Origin of the sequence: Mesorhizobium sp. RIZ17 (assembly GCF_051127865.1) — a bacterium.
Taxonomy (GTDB): domain Bacteria; phylum Pseudomonadota; class Alphaproteobacteria; order Rhizobiales; family Rhizobiaceae; genus Mesorhizobium; species Mesorhizobium humile.
The window spans coordinates 5,692,567-5,707,897 of sequence record NZ_CP147861.1; the positions used below are offsets into that span (position 1 = coordinate 5,692,567).

The 15,331-nt window shown below is 63.0% G+C and carries 18 protein-coding genes; 5 read left to right on the forward strand and 13 right to left on the reverse strand.

The features are described from left to right. Window positions 1-31 precede the first annotated feature (31 nt). Window positions 32-268 carry an Lrp/AsnC ligand binding domain-containing protein gene (locus tag WDX12_RS27725; protein ID WP_040995065.1) on the reverse strand — a complete coding sequence of 79 codons (237 nt, stop codon included), beginning with the start codon at window positions 266-268 and terminating at the stop codon, window positions 32-34. A 214-nt stretch (window positions 269-482) separates the two neighbouring features. Between WDX12_RS27725 and WDX12_RS27730 the strand changes: the two genes are divergently transcribed. Then, on the forward strand, window positions 483-902 hold the full coding sequence (locus tag WDX12_RS27730) for a DUF4864 domain-containing protein (RefSeq protein ID WP_434722721.1): 420 nt from the start codon (window positions 483-485) through the stop codon (window positions 900-902). Between the two features lie 10 nt (window positions 903-912). On the opposite strand, the gene WDX12_RS27735 is transcribed toward WDX12_RS27730, so the two are convergent. The 10 genes from WDX12_RS27735 to coaD form a co-directional block, all read right to left on the reverse strand. Then, window positions 913-1,269 carry a hypothetical protein gene (locus WDX12_RS27735; RefSeq protein WP_434722722.1) on the reverse strand — a complete coding sequence of 119 codons (357 nt, stop codon included), beginning with the start codon at window positions 1,267-1,269 and terminating at the stop codon, window positions 913-915. Between the two features lie 106 nt (window positions 1,270-1,375). Beyond that, a complete protein-coding gene (locus WDX12_RS27740; RefSeq protein WP_434722723.1) occupies window positions 1,376-1,666 on the reverse strand; it encodes a hypothetical protein in 291 nt (96 codons plus the stop codon). Window positions 1,667-1,869: 203 nt separating this feature from the next. After that, the gene (locus tag WDX12_RS27745; RefSeq protein WP_434722724.1) at window positions 1,870-3,198 is read right to left on the reverse strand and encodes a hypothetical protein; all 1,329 of its coding nucleotides are present in this window, start codon (window positions 3,196-3,198) and stop codon (window positions 1,870-1,872) included. Between the two features lie 346 nt (window positions 3,199-3,544). Then, window positions 3,545-4,675: a tRNA guanosine(34) transglycosylase Tgt gene (gene tgt / locus WDX12_RS27750; protein WP_434722725.1), complete on the reverse strand. Its 1,131-nt coding sequence runs from the start codon at window positions 4,673-4,675 to the stop codon at window positions 3,545-3,547. Continuing rightward, window positions 4,668-4,937 carry a hypothetical protein gene (locus WDX12_RS27755; RefSeq protein ID WP_434722726.1) on the reverse strand — a complete coding sequence of 90 codons (270 nt, stop codon included), beginning with the start codon at window positions 4,935-4,937 and terminating at the stop codon, window positions 4,668-4,670. Before WDX12_RS27755 ends, tgt begins: the two co-directional genes overlap by 8 nt. Beyond that, on the reverse strand, window positions 4,927-6,015 hold the full coding sequence (gene queA, locus WDX12_RS27760) for a tRNA preQ1(34) S-adenosylmethionine ribosyltransferase-isomerase QueA (protein ID WP_434722727.1): 1,089 nt from the start codon (window positions 6,013-6,015) through the stop codon (window positions 4,927-4,929). Before queA ends, WDX12_RS27755 begins: the two co-directional genes overlap by 11 nt. Further along, a complete protein-coding gene (locus tag WDX12_RS27765; protein WP_434722728.1) occupies window positions 6,015-6,464 on the reverse strand; it encodes a DMT family transporter in 450 nt (149 codons plus the stop codon). Before WDX12_RS27765 ends, queA begins: the two co-directional genes overlap by 1 nt. Window positions 6,465-6,474: 10 nt before the next feature. Further along, complete coding sequence (locus WDX12_RS27770) at window positions 6,475-6,987, reverse strand: peptidylprolyl isomerase (RefSeq protein WP_040987166.1); 513 nt, start codon at window positions 6,985-6,987, stop codon at window positions 6,475-6,477. 30 nt (window positions 6,988-7,017) lie between these two features. Further along, a complete protein-coding gene (locus tag WDX12_RS27775) occupies window positions 7,018-7,623 on the reverse strand; it encodes a peptidylprolyl isomerase (protein ID WP_434722729.1) in 606 nt (201 codons plus the stop codon). A gap of 17 nt (window positions 7,624-7,640) precedes the next feature. Further along, window positions 7,641-8,141, reverse strand: coding sequence for a pantetheine-phosphate adenylyltransferase (gene coaD, locus WDX12_RS27780; protein WP_320295760.1), 501 nt, complete (start codon window positions 8,139-8,141; stop codon window positions 7,641-7,643). Between the two features lie 192 nt (window positions 8,142-8,333). Here coaD and WDX12_RS27785 point away from each other — a divergent pair, with 192 nt between their 5' ends. After that, window positions 8,334-8,486 carry a hypothetical protein gene (locus WDX12_RS27785; protein WP_127883694.1) on the forward strand — a complete coding sequence of 51 codons (153 nt, stop codon included), beginning with the start codon at window positions 8,334-8,336 and terminating at the stop codon, window positions 8,484-8,486. Window positions 8,487-8,537: 51 nt separating this feature from the next. Here the strand turns inward: WDX12_RS27785 and gyrA are convergent, their stop codons facing one another. Then, window positions 8,538-11,324, reverse strand: a complete 2,787-nt coding sequence (gene gyrA / locus WDX12_RS27790; protein WP_320295762.1) for a DNA gyrase subunit A — start codon at window positions 11,322-11,324, stop codon at window positions 8,538-8,540. Between the two features lie 173 nt (window positions 11,325-11,497). Here gyrA and WDX12_RS27795 point away from each other — a divergent pair, with 173 nt between their 5' ends. Further along, window positions 11,498-13,225: a SulP family inorganic anion transporter gene (locus WDX12_RS27795; protein ID WP_434722730.1), complete on the forward strand. Its 1,728-nt coding sequence runs from the start codon at window positions 11,498-11,500 to the stop codon at window positions 13,223-13,225. Further along, the gene (locus WDX12_RS27800) at window positions 13,222-13,845 is read left to right on the forward strand and encodes a ParB-like protein (protein WP_320295764.1); all 624 of its coding nucleotides are present in this window, start codon (window positions 13,222-13,224) and stop codon (window positions 13,843-13,845) included. Before WDX12_RS27795 ends, WDX12_RS27800 begins: the two co-directional genes overlap by 4 nt. A 27-nt stretch (window positions 13,846-13,872) precedes the next feature. On the opposite strand, the gene WDX12_RS27805 is transcribed toward WDX12_RS27800, so the two are convergent. Continuing rightward, window positions 13,873-14,700 (reverse strand): helix-turn-helix transcriptional regulator, encoded by an 828-nt coding sequence (locus WDX12_RS27805; RefSeq protein WP_320295765.1) that lies wholly within the window; start codon window positions 14,698-14,700, stop codon window positions 13,873-13,875. A gap of 85 nt (window positions 14,701-14,785) precedes the next feature. Between WDX12_RS27805 and WDX12_RS27810 the strand changes: the two genes are divergently transcribed. Then, window positions 14,786-15,316 carry a hypothetical protein gene (locus WDX12_RS27810; RefSeq protein ID WP_434722731.1) on the forward strand — a complete coding sequence of 177 codons (531 nt, stop codon included), beginning with the start codon at window positions 14,786-14,788 and terminating at the stop codon, window positions 15,314-15,316. The last annotated feature ends 15 nt before the right edge of the window (window positions 15,317-15,331 follow it).

Here is a 15,331-nt window from a genome sequence, read left to right on the forward strand (position 1 = left end):
GCTGCTTCCCGGCGGGGCATCGCCAGGTCCGTCAGAACGCCCGGAAGGTCACGATCGTGAAGGTGTCCTTGATTCCAGGCAGAATCTGCACCCGCTCGTTGACGAAGTGGCCGACGTCTTCCTCGTCGTCGATATAGAATTTGGCGAGCAGGTCGTAATTGCCGGCGGTCGAGTATATCTCGGAGGCGATCTCGGCATCGGCGAGCGCGCTGGCGACCTCATAGGACTTGCCCAGGTCGCACTTGATCTGCACGAAAAATGCCTTCATTGCCCGGTCCTGCCAGCCTGCTTCAAGATTAAGCGGCCCTTGTGGCAGACTGCCGCCCGGCTTTCAAGCTTCACGCACCGCGCACCTCAAAGAGTAGCTGATCCCGCCTCCCGACGCCGAAATGGCGGAATCTTCGCAGCTCGGTGAAACCAGGCCATGCCGAAGCGCGTATGTTAGATTGCATTCGCCAAGCGCGAGTTCCGGGAGGCAGGCCATGCGCCGCGCATTGTTCGCACTAGCTCTTGTTCCGATGTTGATAGCTTCGCTTGCCTTTGCCGGCGATGCCGAGATCAAGGCCGCGCAGACGGCCATAGACGGCCAACTGAAAGCCTTCATCGCCGATGACGGCGCCACCGCCTACAGCTTCGCCGCGCCGAACGTGAAGCAGATCTTTCCGACCGTCGACACCTTCATGAACATGGTGACCAATGGCTACGCGCCGGTGCGCAAGCCCCAATCCTATTCCTTCGGCAAGGTCGAAGAGACCGGGCCCGGTTCGATCGTCCAGCAGGTGCTGATCGTCGGGCCCGACGGCAAGGACTATGAGGCGGTCTATACGCTGCAGCAGCAGGCGGACGGCAGTTTCAAGATCACCGGCTGCAGCCTGCGCGCTTCGACTTCGGTCAGCACCTGAGGGGGAACGACTAATTCTTTTTCGTGTTTCTAAAAAGAACCCAGGAAGCGAAGGCTCTTCGGTCCTTTGTCGAGGCCATGGAAAAATTATCGATAACAATCTTGACGCTTTCGATGTCAGCAAGGACGTCAGACCTGTAGAACTTTGCTTCCGGATTGTAATCCGCCTCGTGCCGCTTGCTCTGCATTTCGACAAATTTATTAGCGAAATCATCAATTTGAGCTGGGAATTTACCCATCGTTTTCTTGTCTTCACAAGCGCTTTTCGCAGTGCCATGCGCCAGGGAGCGATAAACCTCTACCCAAGCGTGTTTACTTCTTTCCGCACCAACGCCCCCTATCAGGAGATTCGCACAGGTACGAGCCATGCAATGAAACATCGCATAGTACGTGGTGCTGGCAGAGCGTCGCAGATTGGCCTGAGACGGCTTACCCTTCCCCGCGGTAGCTAGAAATTTCGCCGTATTGAGAAGATCACTTGGCCTCAGCTAAGTCTCCCGCCTCCGACTTTTCAACATAGAAGAAAATTGGAAAGCTTTCTTCACCGATTTCTGAAAGGTTATTTCGAACTTGCCGAGTAATTCCGACGGTTTCTTTTGCGTCTATCTTATTATTTTTACTCTCAAATACCACAAAAACATTTAGAATATTATCGCCGTCGGTAGTCGTATCTCTATTGACAACGACATTTAGAATTTTCCCACTATGAATCTTCTCACGAACCACCTTCGAGATCGCGGATTTCACTTTTTTGTCGGCCACCATAGCATGTACTTCCTCGAGGGTCGGCTCCGCCCACCGTCAATCCTAGATCGGCAAAAGCTTTGCACAATTCAAGAGAGTTGTCGCGCTTGCCGATCCACAATTATAGCGCAGCCAGGTCGCCTCTCGCCCAGCCTTCGGTGATCTCGGCGGGGTCGCTTCAAAGCCCGCACCTCGACGGCCGCCCGGATGTCCTGCATCACCGCTCAATCCCGGCGGCTATAGAGTGTCCTGCCCAAACCGGAGAGACCCCAGTAGGTCGAGGCTCCGGCTCGTTCGTAGGCAAGCGCGCAATCGAAGCCCACGCGCTCCGGCTGTTTTTGGGGATCACCTTCGAGAACGAGCCAGTCGGCGCGCCCGGCGCAAATCTTGTCCTGGGTGACGAGCGAGGCCTGGCGGCCCATGCGCGCCGCGAAATAATCGACAACCATGCCGGTGCGGAAATCGGCGTTGGTGGCATATGTGGCGGCGCCGCTCCTTGTCATCTCGTCCACCATGCTGGAATAGGAACCGCGCCCTTGCTCATAGAAACGAGCCAGCAACGCCACGTTGCCGCCGGCCACAAGCATGAGCACCCCGGCGGCGCAAAGCCTTCTCACACCGCCGGCGTCGAAGCCGCGTCCGATCATCTCTCCAGCCCAAAGCAGCAACAAGGCTCCGCTGACGATGAAATAGCGCGGGAATTCGAGATTCGGCAGATGCGCGGCCGCCATCAAGGCAGGCAGCCCGACGACGCCGACAACATAGAGACTGGCCCGGCGATCGCGCGAGACGCCTGCATATGCCAAAACCAGGGCGCAAACGATCGCGACGCATGTCCAGTCGCCGATCCAGTCCGGCAGACCGAAAAGATAGCGGATCATTCCGCCATAGCCGGCGGCGAACTTCTCAAGCGAGAAGGACGAATACCCGCCGACGTTGAAGCTGAACAATCGCGCGCCCACGAGGATTGCCGCGGCGAGCGGAAGCACGGCTAGGAAAGCAGGCAGGAAGGCCTGGATAACGTCCCTGTTGACGACAATCAGGCTGCGGCTGCGTCGCCAGCTTAGCCACATTGTCCAGACCGCGAGCACCGCTACCGCTTCGATCATCGTCAGATGGGAAAGGAAGCCAAGCAGAATGGCGATGGCAAGAGCGATGCTATACGGCCCCCGCTTGTCGAACCAGCGCTCCAGAAGACCCACGGAAACGATCGTGAACAGCACCAGGCCGGCATAGCCGCGCGCCTCCGAGCCGTAGTGGACCATCGGGTAGCTCACGGCAAACAGCAGCGCCGACGCAACCATGGCCCAGCGTCCGCGCGATATCGCCGCGGCCGCAATGACGGTGCACGCACCAAGCGTTATCGACAGGCCGCGCTGGACGAGCGGCGCGGCATCGGGGCCGACGACATACTGATATATCGAATTCAGGAAGTGATTGTTGTCGTGGTTTATGCGCCAGAATATCTGGTCGACCGACGTCAGGGGCTTCAGCAGCACGATGCTCCAGATCTCATCGTGCCAGAGGTCCCCGCGCGCGCCGAGCAGACGCAAGGTCAAGCCGGCAAGAACGACCGCTGAAATTACGAGTAATAGACTGTAGCTCCATGGCCGGATCGCCGCCGATCCTGACCGGCCGACATTAGCGCCTGCTACATGATCGTCAGCAGTCGACGCGTCTATTTTCACCAAAGCCGTGCCGCCCTTTGCCTCGATATGGCAAGGGATACTTACTCCTCATCTGATTTATGAAAGGTTCTCTGACGGCTTCACTGGTGCGTTTCACCGTTTCATAGAAACGGCGAAACGCCCCATCTCTTTGTTTGACGCAATTCCGGACGGAAGGCTACGGCGAAGTCGCCGAGCCCAACCGCTCACGCTTTTCCTGGAATTGCTCCAATCAAAGGGCCGGGATATCGCCCCGTGCCCAGCCTTCGGTGATCTCGGCGGCGCGCGCTTCAAAAGCCTGCGCCTCGACGGCCGCGCGGATGTCCTGCATCAGCCTCTGATAATAGGACAGGTTGTTCCAGGTCAGCAGCATGGCGCCGAGCGCCTCCTGCGAGCGTACGAGGTGATGCAGGTAGGCGCGCGAATAATCGCGCGCGGCCGGGCAATCGCTTTCCTCGTCGAGCGGCCGCGGATCGTCGGCATGGCGGGCGTTCCTGAGATTGACCTTGCCGCGGCGCGTATAGGCAAGGCCATGGCGGCCGGCGCGCGTCGGCATTACGCAGTCGAACATGTCGATGCCGCGCGCCACCGATTTCAGGATATCGTCAGGCGTGCCGACGCCCATCAGGTAGCGCGGCTTGTCGGCCGGCAGCTCCGGGCAGGTGATGTCGAGCATCTCCAGCATCACCGGCTGCGGCTCGCCGACCGCCAGCCCGCCGACGGCATAGCCTTTCAAGTCCATCGCCTTCAGCGCCTGAGCGGAGCGCACGCGCAAGGCCGCGCTGTCGCCGCCCTGGACGATGCCGAACATCGCCTTGCCCGGCTGGTCGCCGAAGGCCGCCTTGCAGCGCTCGGCCCAGCGCAGCGACAATTCCATGGCGCGCTCGATCTCCTTGGGCTTGGCGGGAAGCGCTGTGCATTCGTCGAGCTGCATCTGGATGTCGGAATCGAGCAGCCCCTGGATCTCGATCGACCGCTCCGGCGACATCTCGTAGGGCGCGCCGTCGATATGCGAGCGGAAGGTGACGCCCTGTTCGGTCAGCTTCCTCAGCTTCGACAGCGACATCACCTGGAAGCCGCCGCTGTCGGTCAGGATCGGATAAGGCCAGCGGGCGAACTCGTGCAGGCCGCCGAGCCGGGCCACGCGCTCGGCGCCGGGCCGCAGCATCAAATGGTAGGTGTTGCCGAGGATGATGTCGGCGCCGACGCCGCGCACCTGGTCCATATACATGGCCTTGACGGTGCCGCCGGTGCCGACCGGCATGAAGGCCGGCGTGCGGATCTCGCCGCGCGGCATCGAGACAAGGCCGCGCCGTGCCTTGCCGTCGGCGGCAAGCACCTTGAAGGAAAAAGTCTCAGCCATTGAATTCCTTGTCGTGCACCGGAGCGCCGGCCGCCTGCTCGTCGAGCGACTGCCGGTAGCGGATGCAGCCGCGCATGAATTTCGGCCATGGCGGCACGGCGATCGACGGCTCGGTCTTTTCCGGCAAAAGGTCCCAGAGGTCGGGGTGATGCCAGCACAGATCATGCCCGGTCGTGTCGCGATGAGCGCGGATGCCGGCGCGCAGCTTCTTCACCTCCGCGGTCAGCATATCGCGGTCCATGCTGTCGAGATCATCGTCCATCGCTCGTCTCCGCCCGGTAAAGCAGGCTTGCGTCGCCGTAGGAGTAGAACCTGTAGCGGTTCTCGATGGCATGCGCATAGGCCGAGCGCATCGTCTCAAGCCCGCTGAAGGCCGAGACCAGCATGAAGAGCGTCGAGCGCGGCAGATGGAAATTGGTCATCAGCATGTCGGCCGTCCGGAAGCGGTAGCCGGGCGTGATGAAGATGTCGGTCGGTCCGGACCACGGGTCGATCCCGCCGTCGTCGCGCGCGGCACTTTCCAAAAGCCGCAGCGATGTCGTGCCGACGCAGACGATCCGCCTTCCCCGTGCCTTGGCCGCGTTGAGCGCCGCCGCCGTCTCCGCGCTTACCGAGCCAGTCTCGGCATGCATCTTGTGATCGACCGTGTCGTCCGCTTTGACCGGCAGGAAGGTGCCGGCGCCGACATGCAGCGTGACGAAGCGGCGATCGACACCCCTGGCGTCGAGCGCGGCAAACAGCTCCGGCGTGAAATGCAGGCCGGCGGTGGGGGCAGCGACCGCGCCCTCTTCCCTGGCATAGATGGTCTGGTAGTCGGCGCGGTCGCGCTCGTCGTCGTCGCGCTTCGAGGCGATATAGGGCGGCAGCGGAATATGGCCGACGGCGTGCAGCGCCTCGTCGAGGAATGGCCCGGAAAGGTCGAAGCCGAGCAGCGCCTCGCCCGCCTCGCCCTTCTCGATCACCGTGGCGTCGAGCTGGCCCAAAAAGCAGGAACTGCCGTCATGGCCGAAATGGATGCGGTCGCCGGCGGCGATGCGCTTGCCCGGCCGCATGAAGGCCTGCCAGCGGTCCGGCGCCACGCGCATATGCAGCGTCGCCTCGACCTGCGCCACCGCCTCGCCGCGCTTGCGCACGCCCTTCAATTGCGCCGGGATAACCTTGGTGTCGTTGAACACCAGCACGTCGCCTTCGCGAAGCAGAGCCGGCAATTCGCTGACAAGCCGGTCTTGCATCGTTTCGCCCGGTTTGACGACCAGAAGCCTGGCGCCGTCGCGCGGCTCGGCCGGGCGAAGCGCGATGCGCTCTTCCGGCAGGTCGAAGTCGAACAGGTCGACGCGCATCAGTAGAGCCGGATGAGCAGCGCCCCGGCAAGCAAGAGCACGGCGCCGGCGACGCGGCCAAGCGAGATTTCGCGCACCGCCACGCCAAGGAAACCGGCGCGGTCGATCAGCATGCCGGCAAGCAGCTGCCCGGCGACCAGGAAGGCCATCAGCGCCGCCGCGCCGATGCGCGGCGTAAGAATGGTGGAGAGCGTGACATAGAAGCCGCCGAGCATACCGCCCGCGATGAACAGCCAGGGTGCCGGCGCCTTCCAGTCGAGCGATATGCCCTGCAGCCTCACCACCGCGAAGGCGATAATGCCGAGAACGATAGCGCCCGACAGGAAGGAGAATGCCGCCGCCGCGACCGGAAGGCCGAGGCCCTTCGCCAGCTGCGAATTGATCGGCGCCTGGATGGCGATGAAGGCGCCGGACAATATGCCGAGCAGGGACCAGACAGCGCCCATCATCGTTCCGCCTTTACTTGACGTCCGCCGCGACTTTCAGCGAGACGATCTTGTCGGGATCCTGCACCGGCTCGCCGCGCTTGATCTTGTCGACATTCTCCATGCCTTCGATGACCTGGCCCCACACCGTGTACTGGCGGTTGAGGAAAGCGGCATCGTCGAAGCAGATGAAGAACTGCGAATTCGCCGAATTCGGGTTCTGGGCTCTGGCCATCGAGCAGGCGCCGCGACCGTGATTGGCGTTGGAGAACTCGGCCTTCAGGTCCGGCTTGTCGGAGCCGCCCATGCCCGCGCGCGACGGCGCATAGGTGGGCTTGCTTGAATTGCCGAACTTGACGTCGCCGGTCTGCGCCATGAAGCCGTCGATGACGCGGTGGAACACCACGCCGTCATAGGCGCCTTCACGCGCCAGTTCCTTGATGCGCGCGACGTGGCCGGGCGCCAATTCAGGGTACATCTCGATGACGACCTGTCCCTTGGTCGTTTCCATGATGAGCGCGTTCTCGCGATCCTTGATCTCAGCCATGTCAGGAAATCCTTTTGAAAATTGAGGGAGTTATTTGCTGTCGGCGGCGATGCGAACCTTGATCATGCGGTCGGGGTCGGTGACCGTGCCGTTGTCGGCCTCGTCGCCCTTCTTGATCTTGTCCACGAGGTCCATGCCGCCGACGACCTTGCCGACGATGGTGTACTGGCCATCGAGGTTCGGCGCCGGCGCGAACATGATGAAGAATTGCGAGTTCGCCGAATTCGGGTCCTGCGAACGGGCCATGCCGAGCACGCCGCGCGTGAACTGCTCGCTCTGCGAGAACTCGGCCGGCAGGTCGGGAAGATCGGAACCGCCGGTGCCGACGGCTTCGGGGTTGAACCCCTTCTTCATGTTGCCGAACTTGACGTCGCCGGTCTGCGCCATGAACCCGTCGATGACGCGGTGGAAGGCGACATTGTTATAAGCGCCGTCGCGCACCAGCTTCTTGATCTGCGCGACATGCTTCGGCGCCAGATCGGGACGCAGCGCAATCGTCACGTCGCCATCCTTGAGCGTGATGATCATGGTGTTTTCCTTGTCGGCGGCGACGGCCGGGCCGGATGCCGAAAAAATGGATGCCGCGAAAAGGCCGGCAAGCACGACAAGGAACGAAGCGAGCTTCTTCAGCTGCATAGGAATCTCCGGAAAGCCTATTTGGTGAACTTGGCGGTGAGCGCGCCGGCAACGGCCGCTGGCACGAATGGGCGGATGTCGCCGCCCATCGACGCAATCTGGCGCACAAGTGTGGCGGTAATGGTGCGCACCGACGGGCTGGCGGGCAGAAAAACCGTCTGCAGTTCCGGCGCCATCGTCTCGTTCATGCCGGCCATCTGCATTTCGTAATCGAGGTCGGTGCCGTCGCGCAGCCCCCGGATCATGATCGAGGCGCCATGCTTGCGGGAAGCGTCGATGACCAGCCCGTCGAAGGACACGACCTTGATGCGGTCGCTGTCGCGGCCGAATTCGGCCTTGGTCGCGGCCTCGATCAGCTTCACGCGTTCCTCGAAGGAAAACAACGGCTTCTTGCCAGGATGAATGCCGATCGCCGCATAGACGGTATCCGCCACCGCTAGCGACGCCTTGAGCACGTCGAGATGGCCATTGGTCAGCGGGTCGAAGGAGCCGGCGTAAAGGGCGGTGCGTTCGGTCATGGCAGGCTTCTAGCGAGCCTCTCAAACAAAGGCAAATCCGATTGACGAGGCGTGCGTGAACCTTTTCGCCCCGATGAACGACAGATGAATGCGACGATCACGAACGTTTCACGCAGCGTTCACTAGGTTGCCGCTTCAAGGGATGAAACCAAATTCCCATCTTATCGTTGTAAGGTGCAGGAGAACACGCAAATGCTGATCTACATGCTTGCTACAGCAATGACCATCGTGATGCTGATCGCGACTGCATTCGGGTTGCATCAGGAAGCAGCGCGGGTGCGCGTCAAGGTCAATACCAAGCGGCTCGATGGTTTCGCCCATCGCAACGTTTACCGTCGCCACTGATCCCCGCCATGACCGAACCGGCCCAAACGGGCCGGTGAAACCTGGACGAACCTATTCGCTTTCGCCCGTATCGTCCGCGCCGCTTTCGCCCGAGGCTACGTCCTCGGCCTCTTCGTCCGACTGCGGCTCCGAAATCCGCTCCACCGACACAACCTTCTCGCCTTCGGCCGTATTGAAGATCGTCACGCCCTTGGTGGCGCGGCTGGCGAAGCGTATGCCGTTGACCGGCACGCGGATGACCGTGCCGCCGTCCGAAACCAGCATGATCTGATCGTCATTGCCGACCGGGAAGGTCGCGACCAGCCGGCCGATCTCAGCTACCTTCGACACATCGGTGGCGCGGATGCCCTTGCCGCCGCGGCCCGTCAGGCGGAAATCGTAGGACGACGACCGCTTGCCGTAGCCATATTCGGTCACCGTCAGCACGAGCTTTTCATGCGCCTTGAGGAATTCGTAGCGCTCCTCGGAGAGCTCGGCCTCCTCGCCGATTTCCTCATTGGTCAGCGCGATTTCTTCTTCCTCGCCGGCAGCGCCGACTGCCAGCCGACGCTCGGCCGCGGCGCGCTTGAGATAGGCGGCCCGCTCGGCGGGTGACGCATCCACATTCTCGATCACCGACATCGAGATGATGCGGTCGGTCTCGGCCATGGTTATGCCGCGAACGCCGACCGAATTGCGGCTCTGGAAGACACGAACATCGGAGACCGGGAAGCGGATGCACTGGCCGGAATTCGCCGTCAGAAGCACATCGTCATTGTCGGTGCAGGTCTCGACGCCGAGAATCTCGTCGCCCTCTTCCTCCAGCTTCATGGCGATCTTGCCGTTGCGATTGACCTGGACGAAGTCGCTGAGCTTGTTGCGGCGCACGGTGCCGCGCGTGGTGGCGAACATCACGTCGAGCTCGCCCCAGCTGGTCTCGTCCTCCGGCAGCGGCATGATCGTGGTGATGCGCTCGCCCTGCTCCAGCGGCAGCATGTTGATCAGCGCCTTGCCACGCGATTGCGGGTTGCCGATCGGCAGCCGCCAGACCTTCTCCTTATAGACGATGCCGCGCGAGGAGAAGAACAGCACCGGCGTATGCGTGTTGGCGACGAACAGCCGGGTGACGAAATCCTCTTCCTTGGTCGACATGCCGGAGCGGCCCTTGCCGCCGCGGCGCTGCGCCCGGTAGAGCGAGAGCGGCACGCGCTTGATGTAGCCGGAATGGCTGACGGTGACGACCATGTCCTCGCGCTGGATCAGATCCTCGTCTTCCATATCCGAGCCGCCGTCGGAGAGCTCGGTGCGGCGCGGCGTGCCGAACTCGTCGCGGACAGCGACCAGCTCGTCCTTGACGATTTGCTGGATACGAGCACGCGACGACAAAATGTCAAGGAAATCAACGATCTCGGCGCCGATCTGGTTCAACTCGTCGGCGATCTCGTCGCGACCCAGCGCGGTCAGGCGCTGCAGGCGCAGTTCGAGGATGGCGCGAGCCTGCTCCTCGGAGAGATTGTAGGTGCCGTCCTCGTTGATGCGGTGGCGCGGATCGTCGATCAGCTTGATCAGCGGCGCGACGTCGTGCGAGGGCCAGCGCCGCTCCATCAACTGCTCGCGCGCCGTCTGCGGATCGGGCGCGGTGCGGATGAGCTTGATCACCTCGTCGATATTGGCGACGGCAATCGCCAGACCGACCAACACATGCGCCCGCTCGCGCGCCTTGCGCAGCAGGTACTTCGTGCGACGGCTGACGACTTCCTCGCGGAAGCTGACAAAGGCCTTCAGCATGTCGATCAGCGTCAGCACTTCCGGCTTGCCACCGTTGAGCGCCACCATATTGGCGCCGAACGACGTCTGCAGCGGCGTGAAGCGATAGAGCTGGTTGAGGACAACGTCGGCCACGGCGTCGCGCTTCAGTTCGACGACGACACGGTAGCCCTGGCGGTCGCTCTCGTCGCGGATGTCGGAGATACCCTCGATGCGCTTGTCGCGCACCAGTTCGGCCATCTTCTCGATCATCGAGGCCTTGTTCACCTGATAGGGAATCTCGGTGACGATGATGGATTCACGGTCATTGCCGCGCTGCTCGATCTCGACGCGGCCACGCATGACGATCGAGCCGCGGCCCGTCGAATAGGCGTTGTAGATGCCGGAACGGCCGAGCACGATGCCGCCGGTCGGGAAATCCGGACCGGGCACGATCTCCATCAACGCCGTCAGGTCGATCGCCGGATTGTCGATCAGGGCGATGGCGCCGTTGCAGACCTCGGTGAGATTGTGCGGCGGGATGTTGGTGGCCATACCGACGGCAATGCCGCCGGAGCCATTGACCAGAAGGTTCGGGAAACGGGCCGGCAGCACCTTGGGCTCGCTGCCGGACGCATCGTAAGTGTCCTGGAAATCGACGGTTTCCTTGTCGATGTCCTCCAGGAGCTCATGCGCGACCTTGGTGAGCCTGGACTCGGTATAGCGCATCGCCGCCGGCGGATCGCCGTCGATCGAACCGAAATTGCCTTGACCGTCGATCAGCGGCACGCGCAGCGACCAGTCCTGCGCCATGCGTACCAACGCATCATAGATCGAGGCGTCGCCATGCGGATGGTATTTACCCATCACGTCGGCGACCGGGCGGGCCGACTTCACATATTTGCGGTTCCAGTGGTAGCCGCTCTCATGCGAGGCATAGAGGATGCGGCGATGCACGGGCTTCAGGCCATCGCGCACGTCGGGAAGCGCGCGGCTGACGATCACGCTCATGGCGTAATCGAGATAGGAGCGCTGCATCTCCTCGATGATCGAAATCGGCTCGATGCCGGTGGGGCCGCCGTCCGGCCCGCGCGGTGTCTTCTGGTCGGTCAAATCAGGTCACAATCCAGTCGGGAATCACTGCATGCTTATATAGGAAGCCTTGCCGAAACTCCAATCTCGGCCGGACTTTTCCAGAGACAATTTTGATGGTAATTTCAAATGGATACCGCTGATTGCGACGATATGGCCACCGTCGTTTTCGCCGTCATGCGGCAAGGTCGGCGATGGATCGGGCAAAAACCGCAAGTGCTGTGAACCTGGCCTCATGGCTGCCCTTGCGGGCGCTGAGCGGCTGGAGCGTCAAGGACCTCAACGGCGATCTGGCGGCCGGCATCACACTGGCCGCGATCGCCATTCCCGAGCAGATGGCGACGGCGCGCCTCGGCGGCTTCGCGCCGGAGATCGGCTTCTTTGCCTTCGTCGCCGGCTCGCTGGCCTTCGCGCTGTTCGGCGCCAACCGGCATTTGTCGGCCGGGGCGGATTCGACGATCACGCCCTTGTTCGCCGGCGGGCTGGCGCTGATCGCCACGTCCGGCTCGCCGCATTACCTGGCGCTGGCGGCCATGCTGGCGCTGATGGTGGGGCTGCTGGTGACGCTCAGCGGCGTTTTCCGTCTCGGCTGGATCGCCGATCTCCTGTCCGTGCCAGTCACGACCGGGTTCCTCGCCGGCATTTCCGTCCATATCATCGTCTCGCAGCTGCCGGGTCTGCTTGGTCTGCCGACGGAAGGTGGCGAGACGGTGCGGCGCATCGGCGAAATCGCGACCAATCTCCACCTCACCAATCCGTGGAGCCTGGCGCTTGGGCTCGGCGTGTTCGGCATCGTCTTCGTCTCGGAGCATATCAGCGCTCGGATTCCGGCCGCGTTGATCGGCATGGTTCTGGCGACGCTTGCAGTCATCGCCTTCGACTTGAAGAACCGGGGCGTCGAAGTGCTCGGCGCCTTGCCGAACGGGTTGCCGGCCCCAGGCATGCCGACCGTTGACTTCCAGGACGCACAGGCGCTTGTCCCTCTCGCGCTGCTGATCGCCATCGTCGTCATGGTGCAGACGGCGGCCACCAGCCGCTCCTTCGCGCCGCGGGACAGCGACGCGCCGGACGTCAACCGCGACTTCGTCGGTGTCGGCGCGGGCAGCATCCTGTCCGGCCTGTTCGGCGCCTTTGCCGTTAACGCCAGCCCGCCGCGCACGGCCATCGTCGCCCAGACAGGTGGTCACTCGCAGTTCTCGGGCCTGATCGCGGCGGCCATCGTCTTGGCGCTCGGCGCCTTCGGTGGCGGCCTGCTTGCCAATGTGCCGCAGGCCGCGCTCGCCGGCGTGCTGATGTTCGTGGCCCAGCATATCCTGCGCTGGCAGGTGTTCGCCAAGGTCTGGCGCCAGGCGAAGGGCGAGTTCGCGCTGATCCTGATCACGATGATCGCCATCGTCGTCCTGCCGATCGAAACCGGCGTCGCGATCGGCATCGGCCTGTCGCTGCTGCACGGGATCTGGGGCTCGACGCGCACCGAGCCGATCGAGCTGGCGCAGGTACCGGGCACGTCGGTCTGGTGGCCGCCGGGCGATTTCAGCGCGGGCGAGCAGCATCCCGGCGTGCTGGTGGCAGCGTTCCAGGCACCGCTTTCCTTCGTCAATGCCGACCGTTTCAAGCGTGGCCTGAGTAACCTGATCGACGCCAGCGAGGAACTGAAACTGGTGGTGCTGGAAGCCAGCAACATCGTCGAGATCGACTACACCGCCGCCCAGGCGCTGATCGACACCATCCGCCATTGTCGCGACAAAGGCGCGGTCTTTGCGATCGCGCGCATGGAATCGCTGCGCGCCCAGGCGGCGCTGAAGCGGTTCGGCATCGCTGAAATCGTCGGCACAGAGCGCATATTCCACAGCGTCGACGCGGCGATCAAATCACTTGGTCCGGGAAAACCGCAACAGCAGAAACAGGATGGAGTGCCATGATCGATCCCCGAGAACCCATTGTGACCCCGGTCCCCGTCGAGGACTTGCGGCCTACGCAGATAACGGTCGGCATGCGGGAGGTCGGGCTGAAGCGCCAGATGATCCGGGCGCAAGACGCAAAGAAGAAGACCGGCGCCTTTCTCGGCAGACACATGGTGCCGGTGGTGCTGGGCCCCAAAAACCGCAACTACGTCACCGATCACCATCATCTCGCCCGCGCCCTGCTCGAGGAAGGCGTCAAGGACGTGCTGGTGACCGTGATCAGCGACCTGTCCGCGCTCGACAAGGACGCGTTTCTTTTCGTGCTCGACAATCGCGGCTGGATGCACCCGTTCGACGAGAACGGTCGGCGCCGCGATTACGCGGCGATCCCTAAGACCATCGGCGAGCTGGTCGACGATCCCTACCGGAGCATGGCGGGCGAACTGCGCCGCCAGGGCGGTTACGCCAAGGACACGACGCCGTTCAGCGAGTTCATCTGGGCGGATTTCCTGCGCCGCCGCATCGACCGCAACGCGGTCGCGAAGAATTTCGACAAGGCGATGAAGGATGCCTTGGCGCTCGCCAGGAGCAAGGACGCGGACTATCTGCCTGGCTGGTGCGGCCCGACATCGGATTGACCGCGCACCCGCCGAAAGTGGCAAACCTCATTGGCCCGCGCGGCGGGAGCGATAGGCGCCGGGATTTTCTCCCATTTCGCGCCGGAAGCGGCGGTTGAAGGTCGACAGGTCGCTGAAACCGGCATCGAACGCGATCGTCGAGATCGCGGCGTTCGACGCGCGCAGTCGCACCGCGGCCCGATGCAGCCTCGTCCTCAGCAGGAATTGATAGGGCGTCATGCCGGCGACGTGCCGGAAAATGCGCAGGAAATGAAAAGGGCTGGTGGCCGTGCCGTCGGCCAGCTCGGTCAGCGACAAGGGTCGATCGGCGTTGATTTCGATCAGGCGCACCGCCTCGGCAACGCGTTTCTGGTCGCGGCGGCTGGGTGTCCGGGCAGTCGTGGAAGATCCGGCCGCGGCTAGGGCGACCGCGCCGGCGATGCGCAGGCCGAGTTCCTCGAACGCTTCGCCGTCGCCCGTTTCCCGCGCGGCTTCCGCCTCGGCGAGCAAAGGCGCCAGCGCCGGCAAGGGCGGCAGGCGCGGATCGGCAAAGCCGAGCCGTGTCACGCCCGGCAAGTCGGCCAGAACGCGCTCCAGATAGGCCGGCGAGAAATGGAAGGAGATGCAGCGGTCACCGGCGCCGTGCTCATGGCCGCATTCATAGCAGGCGCCGGGATTGCCGAGCAGGATGGCGCCCGGCGCCAGCATCGCCGTGCCTTGGCGCGTGCGATAGCGGAACGTGCCTCTGGTCACGGCAGCGACGCAGAAGCTGCGATGCTCTTCCTCGAATGGCCTGTCGCCGGCGACCGCAGCGCACACCACGTCGGACACCTGCCAGCCATGCCCGGAAGCAAAAGTTCTCTGGGTGGTCGTCATGGCGAAAAGATAGCAATTTTTCCCAAGCGAAGAACCCTGCTGCGCCCCTATTGCTTGGCCTCTCCTGACAAACGAGGCCGCAACAATGACCGATCCTTTTGCCGAGGCCCTGCACAGCGACAGGCCCAATCCAGATCTCGCCGAAAAACTCAAGCTCTATGGCCGCTTCATCGGCGCCTGGACATTCGACGCCACGCGCATTCTCGAGGATGGAACCAGGCTCACGGGTCGCGGCGAGGTGCATTTCGGCTGGGTTCTCGAAGGCCGCGCCGTGCAGGATGTCTGGATCCTGCCCGCGCGCGATGCGGGCCCCTCCCCGTCGCTCGGGCCATGGACCTTCTACGGCACGACATTGCGCGTCTACGATCCCGCCGCCGACACGTGGCACATCTTCTGGAGCGATCCGCGCAACCAGTATTACAGCCGGCAGCAAGGCCGCGCCGAGGGCGAGACGACCGTCCAGATCGGCGCCGACGGCACCGGTGCCTCGGTGCGCTGGAGCTTTTCACGCATCACCGGGAATTCGTTCCGCTGGCTCGGCGAACGCTCGCATGACGGCGGCTCAACCTGGCGCATGGAGGTCGAATTCCTGGCCCGTCGCGCGACTCCAGCCTGAGCGACCAACCAATTG